The 19,406-nt window shown below is 60.6% G+C and carries 21 protein-coding genes; 7 read left to right on the top strand and 14 right to left on the bottom strand.

Features of this window, described 5'->3' with window-relative positions; all coding sequences use genetic code 11:
* The first annotated feature begins 29 nt into the window (after positions 1-29).
* Positions 30-548 (top strand): DUF3617 domain-containing protein, encoded by a 519-nt coding sequence (locus tag CAF90_RS10980; RefSeq protein WP_007954220.1) that lies wholly within the window; start codon positions 30-32, stop codon positions 546-548.
* A 46-nt stretch (positions 549-594) separates the two neighbouring features.
* Here the strand turns inward: CAF90_RS10980 and CAF90_RS10975 are convergent, their stop codons facing one another.
* Genes CAF90_RS10975 through folE2 form a run of 6 tightly spaced genes read right to left on the bottom strand, consistent with a single transcriptional unit; the run spans position 595 to position 5,807 of the window.
* Positions 595-1,932 (bottom strand): dihydroorotase, encoded by a 1,338-nt coding sequence (locus CAF90_RS10975; RefSeq protein ID WP_085606262.1) that lies wholly within the window; start codon positions 1,930-1,932, stop codon positions 595-597.
* A gap of 3 nt (positions 1,933-1,935) precedes the next feature.
* Positions 1,936-2,496 (bottom strand): carbonate dehydratase, encoded by a 561-nt coding sequence (locus tag CAF90_RS10970; RefSeq protein ID WP_007954223.1) that lies wholly within the window; start codon positions 2,494-2,496, stop codon positions 1,936-1,938.
* Complete coding sequence (locus CAF90_RS10965) at positions 2,493-3,368, bottom strand: metal ABC transporter substrate-binding protein (RefSeq protein WP_085606260.1); 876 nt, start codon at positions 3,366-3,368, stop codon at positions 2,493-2,495. Before CAF90_RS10965 ends, CAF90_RS10970 begins: the two co-directional genes overlap by 4 nt.
* An 11-nt stretch (positions 3,369-3,379) precedes the next feature.
* Positions 3,380-4,246, bottom strand: coding sequence for a metal ABC transporter permease (locus tag CAF90_RS10960; protein WP_085606258.1), 867 nt, complete (start codon positions 4,244-4,246; stop codon positions 3,380-3,382).
* Entirely contained in the window at positions 4,246-4,914 is a 669-nt protein-coding gene (locus CAF90_RS10955; RefSeq protein WP_085606256.1) for a metal ABC transporter ATP-binding protein, read from the bottom strand. The genes CAF90_RS10960 and CAF90_RS10955 overlap by 1 nt, the downstream gene beginning before the upstream one ends.
* Positions 4,911-5,807 carry a GTP cyclohydrolase FolE2 gene (folE2, locus tag CAF90_RS10950; RefSeq protein WP_085606254.1) on the bottom strand — a complete coding sequence of 299 codons (897 nt, stop codon included), beginning with the start codon at positions 5,805-5,807 and terminating at the stop codon, positions 4,911-4,913. Before folE2 ends, CAF90_RS10955 begins: the two co-directional genes overlap by 4 nt.
* 84 nt (positions 5,808-5,891) lie before the next feature.
* Between folE2 and CAF90_RS10945 the strand changes: the two genes are divergently transcribed.
* A complete protein-coding gene (locus tag CAF90_RS10945) occupies positions 5,892-7,091 on the top strand; it encodes an N-acetylmuramoyl-L-alanine amidase (protein ID WP_085606252.1) in 1,200 nt (399 codons plus the stop codon).
* On the opposite strand, the gene CAF90_RS10940 is transcribed toward CAF90_RS10945, so the two are convergent.
* Positions 7,088-7,462, bottom strand: a complete 375-nt coding sequence (locus CAF90_RS10940) for a glutamine synthetase (RefSeq protein ID WP_085606250.1) — start codon at positions 7,460-7,462, stop codon at positions 7,088-7,090. The two genes, CAF90_RS10945 and CAF90_RS10940, sit on opposite strands and share 4 nt — an antisense overlap.
* A 223-nt stretch (positions 7,463-7,685) precedes the next feature.
* Between CAF90_RS10940 and zigA the strand changes: the two genes are divergently transcribed.
* Both zigA and CAF90_RS10930 read left to right on the top strand, forming a co-directional pair.
* Positions 7,686-8,891: a zinc metallochaperone GTPase ZigA gene (zigA, locus tag CAF90_RS10935; RefSeq protein ID WP_085606248.1), complete on the top strand. Its 1,206-nt coding sequence runs from the start codon at positions 7,686-7,688 to the stop codon at positions 8,889-8,891.
* On the top strand, positions 8,891-9,541 hold the full coding sequence (locus tag CAF90_RS10930; RefSeq protein WP_085606246.1) for a DUF1826 domain-containing protein: 651 nt from the start codon (positions 8,891-8,893) through the stop codon (positions 9,539-9,541). Before zigA ends, CAF90_RS10930 begins: the two co-directional genes overlap by 1 nt.
* A gap of 4 nt (positions 9,542-9,545) precedes the next feature.
* Here CAF90_RS10930 and CAF90_RS10925 read toward each other — a convergent pair whose 3' ends face one another.
* Positions 9,546-9,902: an NADH:ubiquinone oxidoreductase gene (locus CAF90_RS10925; RefSeq protein ID WP_085606244.1), complete on the bottom strand. Its 357-nt coding sequence runs from the start codon at positions 9,900-9,902 to the stop codon at positions 9,546-9,548.
* Between the two features lie 25 nt (positions 9,903-9,927).
* Here CAF90_RS10925 and CAF90_RS10920 point away from each other — a divergent pair, with 25 nt between their 5' ends.
* Positions 9,928-10,899 carry a GTP-binding protein gene (locus CAF90_RS10920; RefSeq protein ID WP_085606242.1) on the top strand — a complete coding sequence of 324 codons (972 nt, stop codon included), beginning with the start codon at positions 9,928-9,930 and terminating at the stop codon, positions 10,897-10,899.
* Between the two features lies 1 nt (position 10,900).
* Here CAF90_RS10920 and CAF90_RS10915 read toward each other — a convergent pair whose 3' ends face one another.
* Positions 10,901-11,314 (bottom strand): DUF3301 domain-containing protein, encoded by a 414-nt coding sequence (locus tag CAF90_RS10915; RefSeq protein WP_007954242.1) that lies wholly within the window; start codon positions 11,312-11,314, stop codon positions 10,901-10,903.
* Positions 11,315-11,431: 117 nt separating this feature from the next.
* On the opposite strand from CAF90_RS10915, the gene pdxY reads away from it, so the two are divergent.
* Complete coding sequence (pdxY, locus tag CAF90_RS10910; RefSeq protein WP_085606240.1) at positions 11,432-12,304, top strand: pyridoxal kinase PdxY; 873 nt, start codon at positions 11,432-11,434, stop codon at positions 12,302-12,304.
* A gap of 116 nt (positions 12,305-12,420) precedes the next feature.
* Here the strand turns inward: pdxY and CAF90_RS10905 are convergent, their stop codons facing one another.
* The gene (locus CAF90_RS10905) at positions 12,421-12,903 is read right to left on the bottom strand and encodes an acyl-CoA thioesterase (protein WP_003229693.1); all 483 of its coding nucleotides are present in this window, start codon (positions 12,901-12,903) and stop codon (positions 12,421-12,423) included.
* Between the two features lie 281 nt (positions 12,904-13,184).
* Here CAF90_RS10905 and CAF90_RS10900 point away from each other — a divergent pair, with 281 nt between their 5' ends.
* Positions 13,185-14,948 carry a cation:proton antiporter gene (locus CAF90_RS10900; RefSeq protein ID WP_039765059.1) on the top strand — a complete coding sequence of 588 codons (1,764 nt, stop codon included), beginning with the start codon at positions 13,185-13,187 and terminating at the stop codon, positions 14,946-14,948.
* Between the two features lie 21 nt (positions 14,949-14,969).
* On the opposite strand, the gene CAF90_RS10895 is transcribed toward CAF90_RS10900, so the two are convergent.
* The 4 genes from CAF90_RS10895 to uvrD form a co-directional block, all read right to left on the bottom strand.
* A complete protein-coding gene (locus CAF90_RS10895; protein ID WP_007954245.1) occupies positions 14,970-15,377 on the bottom strand; it encodes an SMI1/KNR4 family protein in 408 nt (135 codons plus the stop codon).
* A gap of 138 nt (positions 15,378-15,515) precedes the next feature.
* Positions 15,516-16,385, bottom strand: coding sequence for a Tim44 domain-containing protein (locus CAF90_RS10890; protein WP_085606237.1), 870 nt, complete (start codon positions 16,383-16,385; stop codon positions 15,516-15,518).
* A gap of 175 nt (positions 16,386-16,560) precedes the next feature.
* Complete coding sequence (locus CAF90_RS10885; RefSeq protein ID WP_085606235.1) at positions 16,561-17,001, bottom strand: EamA family transporter; 441 nt, start codon at positions 16,999-17,001, stop codon at positions 16,561-16,563.
* A gap of 148 nt (positions 17,002-17,149) precedes the next feature.
* Positions 17,150-19,333, bottom strand: coding sequence for a DNA helicase II (gene uvrD, locus CAF90_RS10880; RefSeq protein ID WP_007954248.1), 2,184 nt, complete (start codon positions 19,331-19,333; stop codon positions 17,150-17,152).
* Positions 19,334-19,406 lie beyond the last annotated feature (73 nt).

The raw sequence follows: 19,406 nt of genomic DNA, 5'->3' as shown, positions 1-19,406 counted from the left end.
AACGGCCACTACTGATCAGGAGTTTTTCAATGAACGTTCGTCTGCTGGGTTTGGCGCTGGGCCTGGGTTTGGCCTTGCCGGTGGTTGCTCAGGCGCAAATGCTGCAGCCGGGGTTGTGGGAAATGACGTCGAGCAATGTGAAGGTCGATGATCAAGTGATGGATGTGCAATCGATCCTCGGCCAGATTCAGGGCCAGATCACCCCTCAGCAACGGGCTGAACTGGAGAAGCAGGGGATCAACATCGGTGGCAAGGGCATCCGCGCCTGCCTGACGCCGCAACAGGTGGCGACCAACGATATTCCACTGGCGGATCCGCAGTCGGGCTGTAAACAGCAGATCACCGAGCGTGTCGGCAACCAGTGGAAATTCCGCTTCAGTTGCCCGAAAGCCCAAGGCACCGGCGTCGCGACGTTCCTCAGTGACCGCGAGTTCACCACCGTCGCCAACGGTACTTTCAATGCCATCGGGATCAACCAGAAGGGCAGTCTGGAAACCCGGGCAGTCTGGCTGGGTCAGGATTGCGGCACGGTCAAACCGAGAGCGTAACGTCATTATCGAAACCGCCTCCACATCGAGTGGAGGCGGTTTTTTTTCAGCGCATGAACCGCAGCGGCAATCCCTGGCAATTGTCATGGATCCGTTGGTCATGCCACGCGATCTGGCCCGACACCATCGTCGTGCTGACCCGATGCCGAAAGCTGCGCTGAGCGAACGGCGTCCAGCCGCATTGCGATAGAACGGGTTGGCGTGACACCGCGACACCCTTGGGCTCCGGTTGAATCAACACCAGATCCGCCCAATACCCCTCACGCAAATAACCGCGGTCCGGAATGGCAAACAGATCCGCCACCCGGTGGCTGGTTTTCGCCACCAGCGTGGTGATCGGCATCACGCCATCCGCCACCAGTTCCAACAACGCCGGCAGTGCGTGCTGCACCAGTGGCAGCCCGGACGGTGCCTGTTCATACGCTTGCTGTTTTTCCGCCCAGGTGTGCGGTGCGTGATCGCTGCCGATCACGTCCAGTCGATTGCTCAGCAGTGCCTGGCGCAGGGCGTCACGATCGCTCTGCGACTTGATCGCCGGGTTGCATTTGATCAGGTTGCCGAGGTTCGGATAGTCACGGTCATCGAACAGTAAATGGTGCAGGCAGACTTCGGCGGTGATGCGTTTTTGCGACAGCGGCTTGTCTTCGAACAGGGCCAGTTCGCGGGCCGTGGTCAGGTGCAGGACGTGCAGACGAGTGCCGTGACGTCGGGCCAGATCCACCGCCAGAGACGATGAGCGAATGCAGGCGTCGGCATTGCGGATCAGCGCATGGGCATCGGGTGGCAGTTGGTTGCCGAAGCGTTCGCGCAGGTTCGCGGCATTCGCTTCGATGCTCGGCGTGTCTTCACAGTGGGCCAGCAAAATCGTCGGCACTTCAGCGAACAGGCGCTCGAGGGTGTGGGGGTCGTCCACCAGCATGTTGCCGGTGGACGCGCCCATGAACACTTTGACCCCGGCCACCTCGCTCGGATTCAGCGCTGCGACCGTGTCCAGATTGTCGCGACTGACGCCAAAGTGAAAACCGTAGTTGGCCACCGAATTGATCGCTGCCCGGCGTTTTTTGTCGGCCAGCGCATCAAGGGTCAGAGTGGCAGGGTTGGTGTTGGGCATGTCCATGAAACTGGTGATACCCCCGGCCACGGCTGCACGGGATTCGGTGTGGATGCTGCCTTTGGCCGGCGCACCCGGCTCACGGAAATGCACCTGGTCGTCAATCATTCCCGGTAGCAGCCATTGGCCGTTGGCGTCGATTTCACGGGTTGCGTTTTCACCTTCGATGCTACCGGCGATCTTGACGATGCGCCCGTTGCTGACCAACAGATCGGCGTCGAACTCACGCCCCTCGTTCACCAGTCGCGCATTGCGAATCAGCACACTGCTCATGGTTCAGAACTCGTTCTGCAGGGCTTTGTAGCCGCGCACCAGATCGACGTTGGTACGCGCCACGTCTTCGGAAAACTCCGAAGCGCTGACGCTCACCGGCGGGAATTGCGAGAGGTCGGTACCCGGGCCGATGCGGGTGGTGGAGGGCACGTAGAACGCGTCCGGCAGATCCCGACCGTCGACCACCGAGTTGTGCCGCACCACGCAACCGTTGCCGACCACGCAGTTGAACAACACGCTGTTGAAACCGATAAACACCCGGTCGCCGACCGTGCACGGGCCATGCACGATCGAGCGGTGGGCGATGGAGCTGAATTCGCCGATGGTCACCGCCGCGCCGGATTTGGAGTGGATCACCACGCCGTCCTGGATGTTCGAATTGGCGCCGATGATGATCGGCTCCATCTCGCCCGTGGCGTCCACTTCATCGGCGCGGATCACCGCATACGGGCCGACGAACACGTTTTCGCCGATCACCACTTTGCCACAGATGATCGCGGTTTTATCGACGTAGGCAGACTCGGCAATCTGCGGCAAATCACCGGAAGGATTTTTACGGATCATGGTTGGCTCAGGGCTTGGTAAAGAGTGTTGAGGTTGTATTCGAACAGCCCGGTGAAGGTGCTGGCCGGGCCGCTGGCGGCGAGGGCGTCGGAGTACAGCGTGCCGCCGATGTGTGCGCCGCTTTCGTCGGCGATCTGTTTCAGCAGGCGCGCGTCCTTGATGTTTTCCATGAACACCGCTTTGACTTTGGCCTGGCGAATCTGGGTGATCAGCGCGGCGACTTCGGCAGCGGAAGGTTCGCGTTCGGTGGACAGACCTTGTGGCGCCATGAAGTCGATGCCGTAGGCCTGACCGAGATAACCGAAGGCATCGTGGCTGGTCACGATCTTGCGGTTACCCGGCGGCAGTGAACCGAGCTTGGCTTTCGCTTGGGCGAGGAGGGCGTAAATCTGTTTCAGGTAGGCCTGGCTGTTGCGCTCGTAGTCGGCTTTGTTTGCCGGGTCAGCAGCGATCAGCGCCTTGGTGATGTTGGCGACGTAGAGCTCGGCGTTCGCCAGGTTGTGCCAGGCGTGAGGATCGGGGACGGTTTCGCCGTCCTCATCCAGCGAGCGCGGAATCACGCCGCGGCTGGCGCTGATAACCGGGGCTCTGGTGTCGGTGCTGGCAACCAGCCGATCCAGCCAGGGTTCGAAACCCAGCCCGTTCTTGATGATCAGCTTCGCCTTGAGCAGGGCCTTGGCGTCATCCGGCGTCGGTTCGTAAGTATGGGCATCGGCGTCAGGGCCGACCATGTTAGTGATCTGGATATGCTCGCCGCCGACCTGATGCACTATGTCGGCAAGGATGCTGAAGCTGGTGACCACCGGCAGTTTTTCCGCCGCCGATAACGACATCGACAGCAGCAGGCTGAACAGCACGAGTAGAGCGCGCATCGGGAAACACCTCATTGGGATGTGAGCAAAGGCGGGCGGCGCAACAGACCGTGAACCGGTCCGAACACCACGGACAGCAAATAGCCGGCGCCGGCGACCAGCACGATGGCCGGGCCGCTGGGCAGCGAGTAGTAGAACGACAGCAACAGGCCGAGCCATACCGAGGCGCAACCGATGAGCGCGGCGATGGCAATCAGGATCGGCAGGCGTCGGCTCCAGAAGCGTGAAGCGGCGGCGGGCAACATCATCAGGCCGACTACCATCAAGGCGCCGATCGCCTGGAAGCCGATCACCAGATTGAGCACCACCAGCGTCAGGAACACGCCATGGGCGACGGGGCCGAGTCGGCTGACTGTGCGCAGGAAGAACGGATCGAGGGTGTCGAGCAGCAACGGTTTATAGATCAGCGCCATGGCCATCAGGCTGAGCGCCGATACCCACAACATGCCGTTGAGGGTCGGGCCGTCCACCGCCAAGGCAGAGCCGAACAGGAGGTGCAGCAAATCCAGTCGCTTGCCGGCGATTCCCAGAATCAGCACGCCGCTGGCCAGCGAGATGGGATAGATCGCGGCGAGGCTGGCGTCTTCGCGCAGGCCGGTGCGTCGGGTGATCCACGCGGCGAGTCCGGCCATGCTCAGGCCGGCACCGAGCCCGCCGAGAGTCAGCGCCGGCAGACTCAGCCCGGCGAACCAGAACCCCAACGCGGCACCGGGAAGGATGCCGTGGGCGACGGCGTCACCGATCAGACTCATTCGGCGCAGGATCAGAAACACGCCCAGTGGTGCCGTGCTGCACGCCAATACCAGACCGCCGAGCAGGGCCCGGCGCATGAAGACGAACTCGTGGAACGGTTGCCATAAATGGCTGAGCGTCAGCATCAGGCTACCTGCGTGTGAGGCGTTTGCTGAATGAGATCGACGCTGCTGCCGTATGCACAGCCGCTGGGTTTGATCAGCAAGGTCTGTGGAATGTGTTGGCGCACGGCGGCGAGGTCATGGCAAACCACGATCAGGGTTCGTCCTTGTTCGTGCCAGGCGTGCAGGTGTTGCCACAACAATGTCTGACCCAGTTCGTCGAGCGCGGCATGGGGTTCGTCGAGCAGCAGCAACGGTGTGTCGGCCAGACTCAATCGGGCGAGCAGGGCGCGTTGCAGTTCTCCGCCGGAGAGGGCCATCAGGGGACGATGTTCCAGTCCGCTCAGGTGCCAGTCTTCCAGTGCGGATTCGAGACGTTGGGCTCTCAGTTGCGATGACAGTCGGCGTCCCCAGAAACCGGCTGCCACCAACTCCTGAAGACTGATCGGGAACTGTCGATCCAGATGCTGTTGCTGAGGCAGGAAGGACAAACCGCTTTGGCGTGGAACACCCAACTCGACCTTGCCGGCCAGCGGTCGCTGTAAACCGGCGATGACTTTAAGCAGGCTGCTTTTGCCGCTGCCGTTGACGCCGATGATTGCCGTCAGGCTGCCGCTTTCCAATCTCAGGTTGAGCGGTGCAGTGAGCGGTTGGCCGGGTATCCCCCAACTCAGGTTGTGGCAGCGAATCATGGCTGCTCCCGGCGCCAATGACTTTCGGCGACAGCGTCGTGAGCATGAAGGCTTTCAGCGTGGATGACTCGTACGTGGAATTCGCTGACACCGGGTGAGCGACGCAGTGCCAGGTTCAGGCGTCGGGCAGCGTCTTCGCAGAACATCAGGTTCTGGCCATTGGCGAGGGCGAAGGCTTGTTCGTCGGCGCGTTTTACAGCGGTTTGCACGGCGGTGCCGATGGCAGCTTCGGCGTCGTTGATGATGGACGTCAGGGGTAGTTCGTCGACGAACTCATCCAGGTGCAAATGCAACTGGGCGGTACTGCGCTGGCTGTGAGGTGTGGCCACGATGCCTTGGGTCGAGCCCAACCATGCCAACACATCGGCGTGTTGCAGTGGCTTGTTGGCGAAGTCGTCGACGAATTGTTGTTGGATCAACTGCCTCGCCAATGCTGCGGAACAGGGGCAAGTTGAGGAATACGCTACGTCGATTTTCAGTTCCACGTGGAACACTTTGTTTTTTAGCTGGGCTGAAACAGTGACGGGATAGGTTTTCCATCCTGCCAAAGGACTGACCAACGCGGGCCTTCTCAGCAATAAATCAGTGTGGATATTCAGGTAGGCGGCTTCGGATAGGTCTTCGTGGCTGTCGAGAAAACGCTGCAGAACTTGACGCAAAAGGGCGGGAGAAAGGTTCTGCTGTTCCAGCGCTTCCAACCCCAGATAGAGCCGCGACATGTGAATGCCGCGTGCGTCTCCGTCATCCAGACTGACGCCTGCATCCGCTTTGGCAGCCAGCCGTTGGCCTTCGATAAACACAGGTAATGCGATGCCGCACATCCCCACCCATTCGAGAGGCAGGGCCTGGCGGGCGGCTTGAGCCGCGACATCCGGCAAAGTCAGCGCGTTCATGAGCAGTTCCATCATGGTGATTGAATTTGATGTTACATTATAACAATTCAAACCACGATGCCTTTTTCATGAACAGGCTTTCATATGCACAGACGCCACTTGCTCAACCTGATGCTGGCCAGCGCGGCCTTTGTTTTGCCTTTTTCGGTGTCAGCTACGCAGATACGCAATGCGCGGCTTTGGCGTTCGGATGACAAGCTTCGGCTGGTGTTCGATCTGAGTGGTCCCGTGAGCTACAAGACATTCACCTTGAGCACGCCGGAGCGGTTGATCATCGACTTGAGCGGTGCCAGCCTGAGTGGTGATTTCAGCCAGTTGGCGTTATCCGGCACCCCTATTCATTCGATTCGCTCCGGCCATTTTGGCCAAGGGAACACCCGGATCGTGCTGGATTTACGCAGTCCGGTTCAGCTCAATTCATTCTTGTTGGCGCCTCAGGATGGGCAAGGGCATCGCTTGGTTCTGGATCTGATGAGTGCACCAGCAGGGTTCCCGGCGAGCGTTCCACGTGAAACACCCCAGGAAAAAACTCACCTCAAGCGCGACATCATGGTGGTGGTCGACCCCGGGCATGGCGGGAAAGATCCGGGTGCAATCGGCGCCAAGGGCGAGCGGGAAAAGGATGTGGTTTTGTCCATCGCGCAATTGCTCGCGCGTCGGCTTAAACGAGAGAAAGGCTTTGATGTGAAGCTGGTTCGTAACGACGATTTCTTCGTCCCGTTACGCAAGCGTGTGGAGATCGCGCGTCAGCACAAGGCCGACATGTTTATCTCGGTGCACGCCGATGCTGCACCGCGTCTGACGGCTTCTGGGGCGTCGGTGTATTGCCTGTCCGAGGGCGGCGCTACATCCGCCACCGCGCGGTTCATGGCGCAGCGTGAGAACGGTGTGGATCTGCTTGGCGCCACCAGCCTGCTCAATCTCAAAGACAAGGATCCGATGCTCGCTGGCGTGATCCTCGACATGTCGATGAACGCAACCATCGCCGCCAGTTTGCAACTCGGAAGCACAGTGCTGGGCAGCCTGGCCGGAATCACCACGCTGCACCAAAAGCGCGTGGAACAGGCTGGATTTGCCGTTCTGAAATCGCCGGATGTGCCGTCAATCCTGGTGGAAACCGGGTTCATTTCCAACGCACGAGACAGTCAGCGCCTGGTGACGGCGCGTCATCAGCAGGCCGTGGCAGACGGTTTGTTTGAGGGCTTGCAGCGCTATTTCCAGAAGAATCCACCTGTCGACAGCTATATGGCATGGCAACAAGAGCAGAAAGGATCGCGGGTTTAGCAGCCAGTGATCCGGCTGCAGGTGAACTTCGCACTGCTGCCGCCTGAGCTGGAGAACCGATTGATCGTCGTCCAGCCTACGCGGCGATTGTAGCCAACCCAGGCTTCCCCATCGGAAGCGATGCCGGTGAAGAATGTCAGTTGGCCGTAGCGGCTGTTGGTTTGTGCCCAGTAGCGGTTGCCTGCTTTCTCGAATCCGCGCAGGTAAATCGTGCTGCCGACCGTGTTGACGCTATAGGCGTTGCCGTTGCCATCGATGCACGCCAACAGGTTCGCGCTGCGCGTGCAATTGGCGAGCCCCGGCACCTGTGCTTCGGCCTTCAGCGTCAGCAATGCAAGGCAGATAAGCGAGTATTTCAGCGCAGTTTTCATGACGTAACTCGGCGACGAACTGATTGCAGCTTCCGGCCCTTTGTCACTTTGGGCAAGAAGAGAGTGGATTGATTTTGTTGTTATACTATAACATTAATCGGACAAGGCTTTCCGTGGCTTCCTTTTCAAGCGTCCGTTTCCCTGGTGATCCCATCGAAACCCAAGAACGCTCGCCCCGAGAGCCTCCAGCGCTGTTTAGCGACCGTCTGATGAGGTTTATCCAATGTCTTCCCGACTTCCCGTGACCGTTTTGTCCGGCTTTCTCGGCGCCGGAAAAAGTACACTTTTGAATTACGTACTACGTAACAGAGATGATCTGCGCGTCGCCGTTATCGTTAACGATATGAGCGAAATCAACATCGATGGCAGCGAAGTCCAGCGTGATGTCAGCCTGAACCGTGCTGAAGAGAAGCTCGTGGAAATGAGTAACGGCTGTATCTGCTGTACGTTACGCGAAGACCTGCTTGAAGAGGTCAGCCAGCTGGCACGTGAAGGCCGCTTCGATTACCTGCTGATCGAATCCACGGGAATCTCCGAGCCGTTACCCGTGGCCGAGACATTCACTTTCCGTGATGAGCAGGGGCAAAGCCTCGCCGACATCGCTCGGCTCGACACCATGGTCACTGTAGTCGACGGCATGAACTTCCTGCCGGACTACCAGGCCGCTGAAAACCTCGCGTCCCGTGGCGAATTCCTCGGTGAAGAAGATGAGCGCTCGATCACCGATCTGCTGATCGAGCAAATCGAGTTCGCCGACGTCCTGTTGATCAGCAAGATCGACCTGATCAGCAGCCGCGAGCGGGAAGAGCTGATGGCCATTCTCAGACGCCTCAACGCTCAGGCCGAGATCATCCCGATGGTCATGGGTGAAGTGCCGCTGGAGAAAATTCTCAATACCGGTCGTTTCGACTTCGAAAAGGCCGCCCAGGCCCCGGGCTGGCTGCAGGAACTGCGTGGGGAACATGTGCCGGAAACCGAAGAGTACGGCATCGCTTCCACGGCCTATCGGGCGCGCCGGCCTTTTCATCCACAGCGCTTCTTCGACTTCATCGATCGTCCTTGGGTTAACGGCAAATTGCTGCGCTCCAAGGGCTTCTTCTGGCTGGCCAGCAAACCCACCGACGCCGGTAGCTGGTCTCAGGCAGGTGGCCTGATGCGCCACGGTTTCGCCGGGCGCTGGTGGCGCTTCGTGCCGAAAGAACAGTGGCCGCAGGATCAGGAAAGTACCGCCGCGATCATGGAAAACTGGATCGCCAGCGTAGGTGATTGTCGCCAGGAGCTGGTGTTTATCGGGCAGAACATCGATTTCGCACAGCTGTCGTCGGAACTCGATGATTGCCTGCTGACCGATGCCGAAATGGCGCTCGGTACTCAAGGCTGGTTACAGCTGCGCGATCCTTTTGGTTCCTGGCACGACGAGGTGGCCTGATGCTCGCCCTGAAACCGCTGTCAGGCAGCACGCGCCATCAGTCTTTCGGCCAGACCCCGCAGGCACTGGCGGACATTCTTGACGACGAGACCAACCTTGCGGTCTGGCAACGACAGCTTCCGCTGCACATTGCCGAATTCGCGGACTTGTTGTTGTCTCTGAACGAGCCTTACGCCGAGGCGCTGTGCCTGGAATTGCCGGACGAAGACGCAGAACCGGATCTCACGGGACTGGCCAGCGGCTTTCGCGATCTGGAAGGCTACGAAGGATTTATCGCCGATCTGAAATGGCTGGTCAGTGCCTTCGCCTGCTTGCTGGGCGCGCGGCGGATCGGCTTGCGCCTGCGGGTATTGGACAAGGCCATGTGTCCGCGTTTTCACGTCGACCATGTGCCGGTGCGGTTGATCACCACGTACGCTGGCGTCGGCAGCGAATGGCTCAGGGAAGGGGATATGGATCGTCGGCAACTGGGACAGCCGCAAGCCGAGCCGCAGGAAGCGTCACGGATTCAGCAATTGAATCGGGGCGAAGTGGCATTGCTCAAGGGCGAGAAATGGCACGGCAACGAAGGTTTCGGGCTGATCCATCGCTCGCCGCAACCGGCGCCGGGAGAGCGGCGGCTGATGCTGACCCTCGACTGGCTCGGATAGCGCCTCAGGGCTTGAGCCATTTCCCCTGGCTCTGGGCCTCGCAATAGGGCTGCAAATACGCCGCATCGGTGGCCACGCCGTAATAGTGGATATCCTGGCGATAAGGCATATTGGCGACTTGCGCGTTGCTGCACACGCCGAATGCGCCGGCGGGGCACTGGTTGACGTATTGAACCTCGACTTTCTGCCCGGCCAGGGTCGGCTGGCAGAAGCCGTCGTTGAACAGTTTTTCCGGGATGTTGCGGTTCTGCTGGCAGACCTTCACGTCGAGCCGCTCTGCCTGACTGTGCACCACGCAGGCCTGTGCCAATGCCTCGCCCGACACCAGCGTCAGCAGCAACGACCATCCCATCCACCGCATCTTCGACCTCCAGAAAACCTTGATCATGTTGCAGAACATTCCCACCCACGTCATCGCCGGCCCCTTGGGCGCGGGCAAGACCAGCCTGATCCGCCAGCTCATGGCCCAGCGACCGGCGGGCGAGCGCTGGGCGGTGCTGATCAACGAGTTCGGTCAGATCGGGCTCGACGCTGCGCTGTTGACCTGCGACGCCGATGGTATCGCACTGGGCGAAGTGGCCGGGGGCTGTTTGTGTTGCGTGAACGGTGCGCCGTTCCAGATTGGTCTGGGGCGTTTATTGCGCAAGGCGCGGCCGGATCGCCTGTTCATCGAGCCCTCGGGGCTTGGGCATCCGGCGCAGCTGCTGAAGCAACTGAAAGAGGCGCCGTGGCAAGGCGTACTCGCCGTACAACCTTGCGTGCTGGTGCTGGACGCCCACGCTCTCGCCGCAGGCAAAGCGCTGCCGGACGCGCAGCAGGAAACCTTGTCCGGCGCGGGCCTGCTGCTATTGAACAAGGCAGAAAGCCTCGACGAGCCCACGCGTGAGCGAATCACCCGACAATTGCCGCCTGTCCGACTGATCTGGACGCAGCAGGCGATGTTGCCGCTCAGCGAGTTGCCGGGTCTGGCGGTGCAGGCGCAAGCAGGTGCGGATAAGTTGGTTGTGCCTCAGGGGCTGGCGCAGATGCCGGCCATCTGGAGCGATCCGGCATTGCCGATCTGCCTGAGTCAGGCTCAGGAGGGTGGCTGGAGCATCGGTTGGCGCTGGCATCCGAGCCAAGTGTTCGACGTATCGGGGATAACCCAATGGCTGAAAAGCCTGAACTGGCGCCGGGCCAAACTGGTGATTCACAGCCCGGACGGCTGGCAGTCAGCCAATGCGCTGGACAATGCCGAGCTCAGCTGGCTGCCCAGTGAATGGCGCAAGGATTCCCGGATCGAGCTGATTTTCGACGAACCGCAGGCAGTCAGTGAATTACAGGCCGGACTGGCCCGGTGTCGGCTTCAGACGAGCTGACTCAAGGCTTCCACTTGGTATGTTCCTGACGCCACTGGCTCAGCTCGATCACTTCACCACGCGGCTTGGTCACTTCCACCACGGGCGGCGTGTCATCAAATGGCGCCGGGTAGGGCGCCAGCTCAATCTGCGCGCTGTGCGCACCGAACTGGGTGATGGTGCCGTTGTGCCGGGTTTCGCCGGTCACGGTGAATTCGAAATTGTAGACCCGGGCCAGACGTCGCCGACCGCTGGCGTCCTTGATCAAGCCGATCTTCTTCAGCGCCACGTTACCGTCGAGCAACTCGACGCCGACATTCACGCAATGCTGTTTGACCCGCTCCAGCGCCCGCTCGCGCAAGCCGTGGTTGTGCCAGAGCCACGCACCGGCGACGGCGAACAGCATCAGCACGAAAATGTTTTCCAGGGTGAGCATCAACACGAAACTCCAAATGATGGCGTCAGCTTAACTGCGTCGCCGGTCTGTCGTACAGGCTGCGTTTCGTCGCATACTGCGCGGCTTGAATTTCAATCGTTTTACGGAAAAACCCGAATGAAACGTACGCCTCATCTGCTCGCCATCCAGTCCCATGTGGTGTTCGGCCACGCCGGCAACAGCGCTGCGGTTTTTCCGATGCAGCGGGTCGGGGTGAATGTCTGGCCGCTCAATACGGTGCAGTTCTCCAACCACACGCAGTACGGCCAGTGGGCCGGCGAAGTGCTGGCGCCGCACCGGATCCCGGAACTGGTCGAAGGCATCGCCGCCATCGGTGAGCTGGGCAATTGCGATGCGGTGCTGTCCGGTTATCTCGGCAGTGCGGCGCAGGGCCGGGCGATTCTCAGTGGCATCGAGCGGATCAAGGCGGTCAACCCGAAAGCCCTTTATCTGTGCGACCCGGTAATGGGGCATCCGGAAAAGGGTTGCAGCGTTCCCGCCGAGGTCAGTGATTTCCTGCTGGAAGAGGCCGCCGCTGTTGCGGACTTCATGTGCCCGAACCAGTTGGAGCTGGACAGCTTCTCCGGGCGCAAGCCGCAGTCGCTGTTCGATTGCCTGGCGATGGCGCGGGCGCTTCTGGCACGTGGCCCGAAAGCGGTGCTGGTCAAACATCTGGATTATCCGGGCAAACCGGCGGATGGCTTTGAAATGTTGCTGGTGACGGCCGATGGCAGCTGGCATCTGCGGCGTCCGCTGCTGGCGTTTCCGCGTCAGCCGGTGGGGGTGGGCGATCTGACGTCAGGTCTGTTCCTGGCGCGCGTGCTGCTCGGGGATAGCCTGGTGGCAGCGTTTGAATTCACCGCAGCAGCGGTGCATGAAGTGCTGCTGGAAACCCAGGCTTGCGCAAGTTACGAGCTGCAGCTGGTGCGAGCGCAGGACCGGATTGCGCATCCGCGGGTGAAGTTCGAAGCCACGCCGATCAGTCTGTAAGACCGAGTTGCCCCATTCGCGAGCAAGCCCGCTCCCACAGGAGGAACGCATTCCAAATGTGGGAGCGGGCTTGCTCGCGAAAGCTATCTGCAGAGCGCCATAGATCGAAGGGCTGATCAGGCGTCGCCCTTGATTTCCTGATAGCGCTTTTCCAGCTCCTGACGGATCTGCCGGCGTTGCTGCGCCTGCATGTAGCGGCGCTTGTCTTCGCTGTTCTGCGGTTGCAGCGGCGGTACGGCGGCGGGTTTGCGCTGATCGTCCACCGCGACCATGGTGAAGAAGCAGCTGTTGGTGTGGCGCACCGAGCGCTCGCGGATGTTCTCGGTCACCACTTTGATACCGACTTCCATCGAGGTGTTGCCGGTGTAGTTCACCGACGCCAGGAAAGTCACCAGTTCGCCGACGTGGATCGGCTCGCGGAAAATTACCTGATCCACCGACAGGGTCACCACGTAGCGGCCGGCATAACGGCTGGCGCAGGCGTAGGCCACTTCGTCGAGGTATTTGAGCAGGGTGCCGCCGTGGACATTGCCAGAGAAGTTGGCCATGTCGGGGGTCATCAGTACCGTCATCGACAGCTGGGCGTTTCCGGGTTCCATAACGTTCTCACGGGTCAAGGCAGGGTTGCTGGAAGAAACACCTCTGCGGGTGCCTGGTCGCTTTTCAAAAGCACCGTTATCGGGACGCCAGGCAACTGGCCGCCGTCACGCCCGAATCGATCTGTTTCCATATATTGCACCGCCTTTCAGCCGGAAGTCGCGGTGTTACCCTGCAAAAGCCCACCCCAAGGGCGATTCCTACACCCAAAGCGGATTTTTACTCAGCTCGCCCAGACATTTCCCATGCCTGCGTGAGCCTCGTCATTCAAGGAGCCCACACCATGCATGCCATCAGCTTTATTCAGGATCTGGCGGTGATCATGTTGGTCGCAGGTGTGGTGACCGTGCTGTTTCACCGCTTCAAGCAGCCGGTAGTGCTCGGCTACATCGTCGCCGGCTTCATCATCGGCCCGCACACACCGCCCTTCGGCCTGATCCACGACGAAGAAACCATCAAGACCCTCGCCGAGCTGGGAGTGATTTTCCTGATGTTCTGCCTGGGCCTGGAGTTCAGCCTGCGCAAGTTGTTCAAGGTCGGCGCCACGGCCTTCATCGCAGCGTTCCTCGAAATCGTGCTGATGATCTGGATCGGCTACGAAATCGGCCGCTGGTTCGACTGGAACACCATGGATTCGCTGTTCCTCGGCGCGATCCTGGCGATTTCCTCGACCACCATCATCGTCAAGGCGCTCAACGACCTGAAGATGAAAAACGAGCGCTTCGCCCAGTTGATCTTCGGCGTGCTGATCGTCGAGGACATTCTCGGCATCGGCATCATCGCCTTGCTGTCGAGCATCGCTGTCAGCGGCACGGTGAGTTCCGGCGAAGTGTTTTCTACCGTCGGCAAGCTCTCACTGTTCATGATCGTCGCGCTGGTCGTAGGCATTCTGTTGGTGCCGCGACTGTTGGCTTACGTGGCGAAATTCGAAAGCAACGAGATGCTGCTGATCACCGTGCTGGGCCTGTGTTTCGGCTTCTGCCTGCTGGTGGTCAAACTCGAGTACAGCATGGTGCTCGGGGCGTTCCTGATCGGCGCGATCATGGCCGAGTCGCGGCAACTGCTGAAAATCGAGCGCCTGATCGAGCCGGTTCGCGACCTGTTCAGCGCGATCTTCTTCGTCGCCATCGGCCTGATGCTCGATCCGATGATTCTTCTGCAATACGCGTGGCCGATCGCGGTGATCACTGTCGCCGTGGTGCTGGGCAAGATGTTGTCCTGCGGCCTCGGGGCGTTTATCGCCGGTAATGACGGACGCACCTCACTGCGGGTCGGGATGGGGCTTTCGCAGATTGGCGAATTCTCTTTCATCATCGCGGCGCTGGGGATGACGCTCCAGGTCACCAGCAACTTCCTGTATCCGGTGGCTGTGGCGGTTTCGGTGATTACCACGTTGCTGACGCCGTACCTGATCCGGGCTGCCGATCCGCTGTCGATCAAACTGTCTGCCGCCATGCCGCAGCGAGTCGGTCGAGTGTTCGGAATGTACGGCGAATGGCTGCGCAGCATTCAGCCGCAGGGAGAGGGCGCGATGCTGGCCTCGATGATCCGGCGAATCCTGCTGCAGGTCGGGGTCAATCTGGCGCTGGTGATCGCGATCTTCTTTGCCGGCGCTTTTTTTGCCGGGCGTCTCTCGATCTGGATGCAGGACTGGATCAGCGATCCGAGCTGGCAGAAGGCGTTGATCTGGGGCGGGGCGTTGCTGGTGTCGTTGCCGTTCCTGATCGCGGCCTATCGCAAGCTCAAGGCGCTGTCGATGCTGCTGGCGGAGATGGGCGTGAAGCCGGAAATGGCCGGGCGTCACACACAGCGAGTGCGCCGGGTGATCGCCGAAGTGATCCCGATTATCTCGCTGCTGGTGATTTTCCTGCTGTTGGCAGCCTTGTCGGCCAGTATCTTGCCGACCAACAAGTTGCTGGTGCTGATCGCCGTAGTCGCGGCCGCCGTGGCGGCGCTGCTCTGGCGCTGGTTCATCCGGGTGCACACGCGGATGCAGGTGGCCCTGCTGGAAACCCTCGACAACCACAAGGAGCCGTCGGGGCACTGACCACCCATGGTGCGGGGCGTTTCAGCTTTCCAGCCAGACGTCCCGCGCCCAGTGCCAGACCGATTCCCAGGACTCTTCGGTGATCAGTTCTTCTTCGCCCGACCACAGCACCACGGTGCCGTCTTCTTCGACGCAGTAGTAGTCGTCACCGTCCTGGCAGATCGGGATCAGGTCGCGCGGCACGCCGGCATCCCAGGCATTGGCAGCGACGTCCGGCAGGTAGGTGTGGGATTGCGGGTCGGTGACGGTCACCGGCTCCAGACTGCCGTAAACCACGTCGCTGACGGTCAGCAGAAACTCTTTGAAGACGAACGGGATGTTGATGAAGAGCTCTTCTTCGATTTCCACCAACTGGTCTTCGTCGGGCAACTCCAGGGGAACCGGTACGGGTTCGTTGGCTTCGCGCAGTTGTTCGATGATTTCTTCCACGTCCGGGATCCTCTTGCTTGAATGGCGCGGTTTATATGGGGCGGTTTATACAGTAGCTCGCTATAGATGCAACCGCGAAATAGAAAACCCCGGCCGAGGCCGGGGTTTTCATTACTGCGGGTAAAACGTCGGAGGTGATCAGCCGTTCTGGCGGATACCGGCGACCAGCCAAGGCTGGTTGTCGCCCTGTGGACGTTCCATGTTCCAGCTTTCGCTGAACACTTCGCCCTGCTGGTCGAAACGCGAGGTCTTCGACACGCCGTTGAAGGTCAGGGTGGCGATGGTCTTGTCCGCACGATCATCCACGCCATCCAGTTGTACCTGGAGGTTGTCGATGTAGGTGGACTGGAACGCATCACCCAGTTCCGCGCGCTCGCGCTTGAGGAACTCGAACATTTGCGGGGTCACAAACTCGGCGATCTTGTCCATTTCGTTGGCGTCCCAGTGCTGCTGCAGCGCCTGGAAGTGGCTGCGGGCGGCTTCAAGGAAGCGCTGTTCGTTGAACCAGGCCGGTGCATTGATCACCGGACGGGCGGCAGCAGGTGCGGCCGAACCACCGAAGATCGAACCCATGGCTGCTGGCTTCTGTTCGAACACTTCACGCTGCATCGGCGCGCCGGCCGGAGCGAACTGCTCCTGCTGCTTGCGACGACGGGCGGCGATGAAGCGGAAGATCACGAACGCGATCACGGCCATGATCAGGATGTCGAAGAACTGCATGCCTTCGAAGCCGCCGCCCATGAACATGGAAGCGAGCAGGCCACCGGCCGCGATGCCGGCCAGAGGGCCGAGCCATTTCGAAGCACCGCCGGCCTTGGCCGCAGCGCCCGCGGCACCAGCGGTCGCCGCAGCGCCGCCCATGCCTGGGGAAGAAGGAGCCATCTGGCTGGTCTGGTGTGTCGGCGCAGCGCCGGCACTTTTGCCACCACCAAAGCGCTTGGCGTTGGCGTCGAGGCTCATCGTCAGGCCGATGCACAACGCCATGGCGATGCTAAGAAAACGTTTCATAAAGGGAATTCCCGTTTGTGGAGACACGCGCGCCATGTTGCACAGCTGAAGTGTTACTGGCTAGCGAGAGAGTGTTTCGGGCTTTTGCCTGACAGGTTACGTTCAGCTCGGTCGGGGCAATAAGGCCATGTACTTTTGTCTGTAGGAAAAGGAGATAGGTTCAGCAGGAAATGGATCAGCGCCGAAAAGCCAGCATCACCACGCCGGCAGTGATAAGGCCGATACCGCCCCACTGGCGCAGGTCGAGTTTCTCGCCCAGCAGGATCACACCGAGCACCGCCACGAAGACCACGCTGAGCTTGTCCACCGGGGCGACCAGCGATGCCGGGCCGACTTTCAACGCCCGGAAGTAGCACAGCCACGAAGCACCGGTACCCAGGCCCGACAACAGCAGAAACAGGTAGCTCTTGGCGGAGATCGATCCCAAGGACTGATATTGGCCCGTTGCGTACAAAATCAAGGCTAGACTGACCAATACGACGATTGTGCGCAGCAGGGTAGCGAAGTCGGAGTTGACGTTTTCGATGCCGATCTTGGCGAAGATGGCCGTCAGCGCGGCGAAGGTGGCCGAGAGCAGGGCCCAGAACGTCCAGGAAGAAAAGAAGCCCGAGCCCATGGATGTTGCCTCCAGTGTTCGTGTCCGATCGTTCCCACGCTCTGCGTGGTAACGCCGCCATGGACGCTCCGCGTCCACAGTGACGCAGAGCGTCACGGGATGCATTCCCACGCAGAGCGTGGGAACGATGAGCAACGACGGGCTGCGTTTAGATGGCTTCCAGCTTCGCGTACCCGAGCATCAGCCACTTGCTGCCTTCGGCGAAGTTCACCTGCACCCGGGCCTGGGCGCCGGCGCCTTCGAAGTTGAGGATCACACCGTCGCCGAAGATCGAGTGACGGACAGCCTGGCCAAGGCTCAGGCCGGTTTCCGGAATCTCGCTGCCGCTGAACAGGTTGCTGCCCCCCATCGACTGGTTGCCGCCGAACGGCCGGCTGACGCTGTTGGACAGGCGTACTTCCTGAATCAGGCCTTTCGGTACTTCCCGTACGAAACGCGACACCTTGTTGTAGGTTTCGCTGCCGTACAGGCGTCGGGTTTCAGCATAGGTCATCACCAGATTCTGCATCGCCCGGGTAATGCCGACATAGGCCAGTCGCCGCTCCTCCTCAAGGCGCCCCGGTTCTTCCAGGCTCATCTTGTGCGGGAACAGGCCTTCTTCCATGCCCACCAGGAACACGTAAGGGAATTCCAGGCCTTTGGCGCTGTGCAGGGTCATCAACTGAATGCTGTCTTCGTGCTCGTCGGCCTGGGTGTCGCCGGCCTCCAGCGAAGCGTGGCCGAGGAACGCCGCCAGTGGCGTCAGCTCTTCGTCTTCTTCGGTGTTCTCGAAGTTGCGCGCGGCGCTGACCAGTTCCTCAAGGTTTTCCACCCGGGCCTGGCCTTTCTCGCCTTTTTCCGCTTCGTGGTAGGCGATCAGCCCGGACTGCTCGATGACGGTCTGGGTCATCAGGTGCAACGGCATCTCGGCGCACTTGGCGGCGAGGTTTTCGATCAGCTCGATAAACGCGCCCAGCGCACCGGCGGCGCGACCGGTCAGGCCTTTGTTGGCCACCAGCTGGCGCATGGCTTCCCACATCGACACATCGCTGTGACGGGCATGGTCGCGAATCGCTTCGACGGTTTTCTCGCCGATGCCGCGAGCCGGGACGTTGATCACCCGCTCCAGCGCCGCATCGTTGCCACGACCTTCCAGCAAACGCAGGTAAGCCATGGCGTTCTTGATTTCCGCCCGCTCGAAGAATCGCTGGCCGCCATAGATGCGGTACGGAATGCGTTCACGCAGCAACGCTTCTTCCAGAACGCGCGATTGGGCATTGGAGCGGTAGAGAATCGCGATATCGCTGCGAGCCAGGCCGGTTTTCAGCGCGCTTTCGATGGTTTCGACAACGTAGCGTGCTTCATCGTGTTCGTTGAAGGCGGCGTAAAGGTTGATCGCTTCGCCGTCGCCGCCATCGGTCCACAGTTCTTTTCCCAGGCGCCCGGTGTTATTGGCGATCAAGGCGTTGGCGGCTTTCAGGATGCCGGCCGTGGAGCGGTAGTTCTGCTCCAGACGGATGGTCACCGAATCCGGGAAGTCGGAAGAGTATTGGTGGATGTTCTCGATTTTCGCGCCGCGCCAGCCGTAGATCGACTGGTCGTCGTCGCCGACCACCATCAGGCTGTCGCCGCCCTTGCCCAGCAGACGCAACCAGGCGTACTGCACGGCGTTGGTGTCCTGGAATTCGTCCACCAGAATGTGCCGGAAACGCTTCTGGTAGTGCGCCAGCAGGCCCGGGTGGTCGCGCCACAGGTCGAGGGCGCGCAGCAGCAGTTCGGAGAAGTCGATGACGCCGGCACGCTGGCACGCCGCCTCGTACGCTTCATAAATGCCGCGCATGGTGGCCAGGAACAGATCGCCGCTGGCTTGAATGTGTTGCGGACGCAGACCTTCGTCTTTCTGCCCGTTGATGAACCACTGGGCCTGACGGGCCGGCCAGCGTTGCTCGTCCAGCCCCAGCTCGCGGATCACCCGCTTGACCAGCCGTTGCTGGTCATCGCTGTCGAGAATCTGGAAGGTCTGGCTCAGCCCGGCTTCCTGCCAGTGCGCCCGGAGCAAGCGGTGCGCCAGGCCGTGGAAGGTACCGACCCACATGCCGGCCGGGTTGATACCCAGCAATTGCTCGATGCGGTGACGCATCTCGGCAGCGGCTTTATTGGTGAAGGTCACCGACAGGATCGAGTGGGGCGAGGCGTTCTCGACCTGGATCAACCAGGCGATACGGTGCACCAGCACTCGGGTTTTGCCGGAGCCGGCACCGGCCAGGACCAATTGACGACCAACGGGAGCCGCTACGGCCTGGCGTTGGGCATCGTTGAGGGAGTTCAGCAGAAGGGAGAGATCATCGCGCATCGGGGCATTCTAGGGTGCGCCGCAGGCCCGGGCAAACCGAGCTTTGCATTAGCCGATGAAAGTGCTGCCGATG

Origin of the sequence: Pseudomonas sp. B37(2017), from assembly GCF_002112885.1 — a bacterium.
In the GTDB taxonomy this organism is placed as follows: domain Bacteria; phylum Pseudomonadota; class Gammaproteobacteria; order Pseudomonadales; family Pseudomonadaceae; genus Aquipseudomonas; species Aquipseudomonas paraglycinae.
This window is presented reverse-complemented; position numbering and strand designations above follow the sequence as displayed.

Bases quoted from the DNA above. Each gene is read 5' to 3' on its own strand.
- CAF90_RS10980 (WP_007954220.1), top strand. From the start codon at position 30: ATGAACGTTCGTCTGCTGGGTTTGGCGCTGGGCCTGGGTTTGGCCTTG.
- CAF90_RS10975 (WP_085606262.1), bottom strand. From the start codon at position 1,932: ATGAGCAGTGTGCTGATTCGCAATGCGCGACTGGTGAACGAGGGGCGT.
- CAF90_RS10970 (WP_007954223.1), bottom strand. From the start codon at position 2,496: ATGATCCGTAAAAATCCTTCCGGTGATTTGCCGCAGATTGCCGAGTCT.
- CAF90_RS10965 (WP_085606260.1), bottom strand. From the start codon at position 3,368: ATGCGCGCTCTACTCGTGCTGTTCAGCCTGCTGCTGTCGATGTCGTTA.
- CAF90_RS10960 (WP_085606258.1), bottom strand. From the start codon at position 4,246: ATGCTGACGCTCAGCCATTTATGGCAACCGTTCCACGAGTTCGTCTTC.
- CAF90_RS10955 (WP_085606256.1), bottom strand. From the start codon at position 4,914: ATGATTCGCTGCCACAACCTGAGTTGGGGGATACCCGGCCAACCGCTC.
- folE2 (WP_085606254.1), bottom strand. From the start codon at position 5,807: ATGAACGCGCTGACTTTGCCGGATGTCGCGGCTCAAGCCGCCCGCCAG.
- CAF90_RS10945 (WP_085606252.1), top strand. From the start codon at position 5,892: ATGCACAGACGCCACTTGCTCAACCTGATGCTGGCCAGCGCGGCCTTT.
- CAF90_RS10940 (WP_085606250.1), bottom strand. From the start codon at position 7,462: ATGAAAACTGCGCTGAAATACTCGCTTATCTGCCTTGCATTGCTGACG.
- zigA (WP_085606248.1), top strand. From the start codon at position 7,686: ATGTCTTCCCGACTTCCCGTGACCGTTTTGTCCGGCTTTCTCGGCGCC.
- CAF90_RS10930 (WP_085606246.1), top strand. From the start codon at position 8,891: ATGCTCGCCCTGAAACCGCTGTCAGGCAGCACGCGCCATCAGTCTTTC.
- CAF90_RS10925 (WP_085606244.1), bottom strand. From the start codon at position 9,902: ATGCGGTGGATGGGATGGTCGTTGCTGCTGACGCTGGTGTCGGGCGAG.
- CAF90_RS10920 (WP_085606242.1), top strand. From the start codon at position 9,928: ATGTTGCAGAACATTCCCACCCACGTCATCGCCGGCCCCTTGGGCGCG.
- CAF90_RS10915 (WP_007954242.1), bottom strand. From the start codon at position 11,314: ATGCTCACCCTGGAAAACATTTTCGTGCTGATGCTGTTCGCCGTCGCC.
- pdxY (WP_085606240.1), top strand. From the start codon at position 11,432: ATGAAACGTACGCCTCATCTGCTCGCCATCCAGTCCCATGTGGTGTTC.
- CAF90_RS10905 (WP_003229693.1), bottom strand. From the start codon at position 12,903: ATGGAACCCGGAAACGCCCAGCTGTCGATGACGGTACTGATGACCCCC.
- CAF90_RS10900 (WP_039765059.1), top strand. From the start codon at position 13,185: ATGCATGCCATCAGCTTTATTCAGGATCTGGCGGTGATCATGTTGGTC.
- CAF90_RS10890 (WP_085606237.1), bottom strand. From the start codon at position 16,385: ATGAAACGTTTTCTTAGCATCGCCATGGCGTTGTGCATCGGCCTGACG.
- CAF90_RS10885 (WP_085606235.1), bottom strand. From the start codon at position 17,001: ATGGGCTCGGGCTTCTTTTCTTCCTGGACGTTCTGGGCCCTGCTCTCG.
- uvrD (WP_007954248.1), bottom strand. From the start codon at position 19,333: ATGCGCGATGATCTCTCCCTTCTGCTGAACTCCCTCAACGATGCCCAA.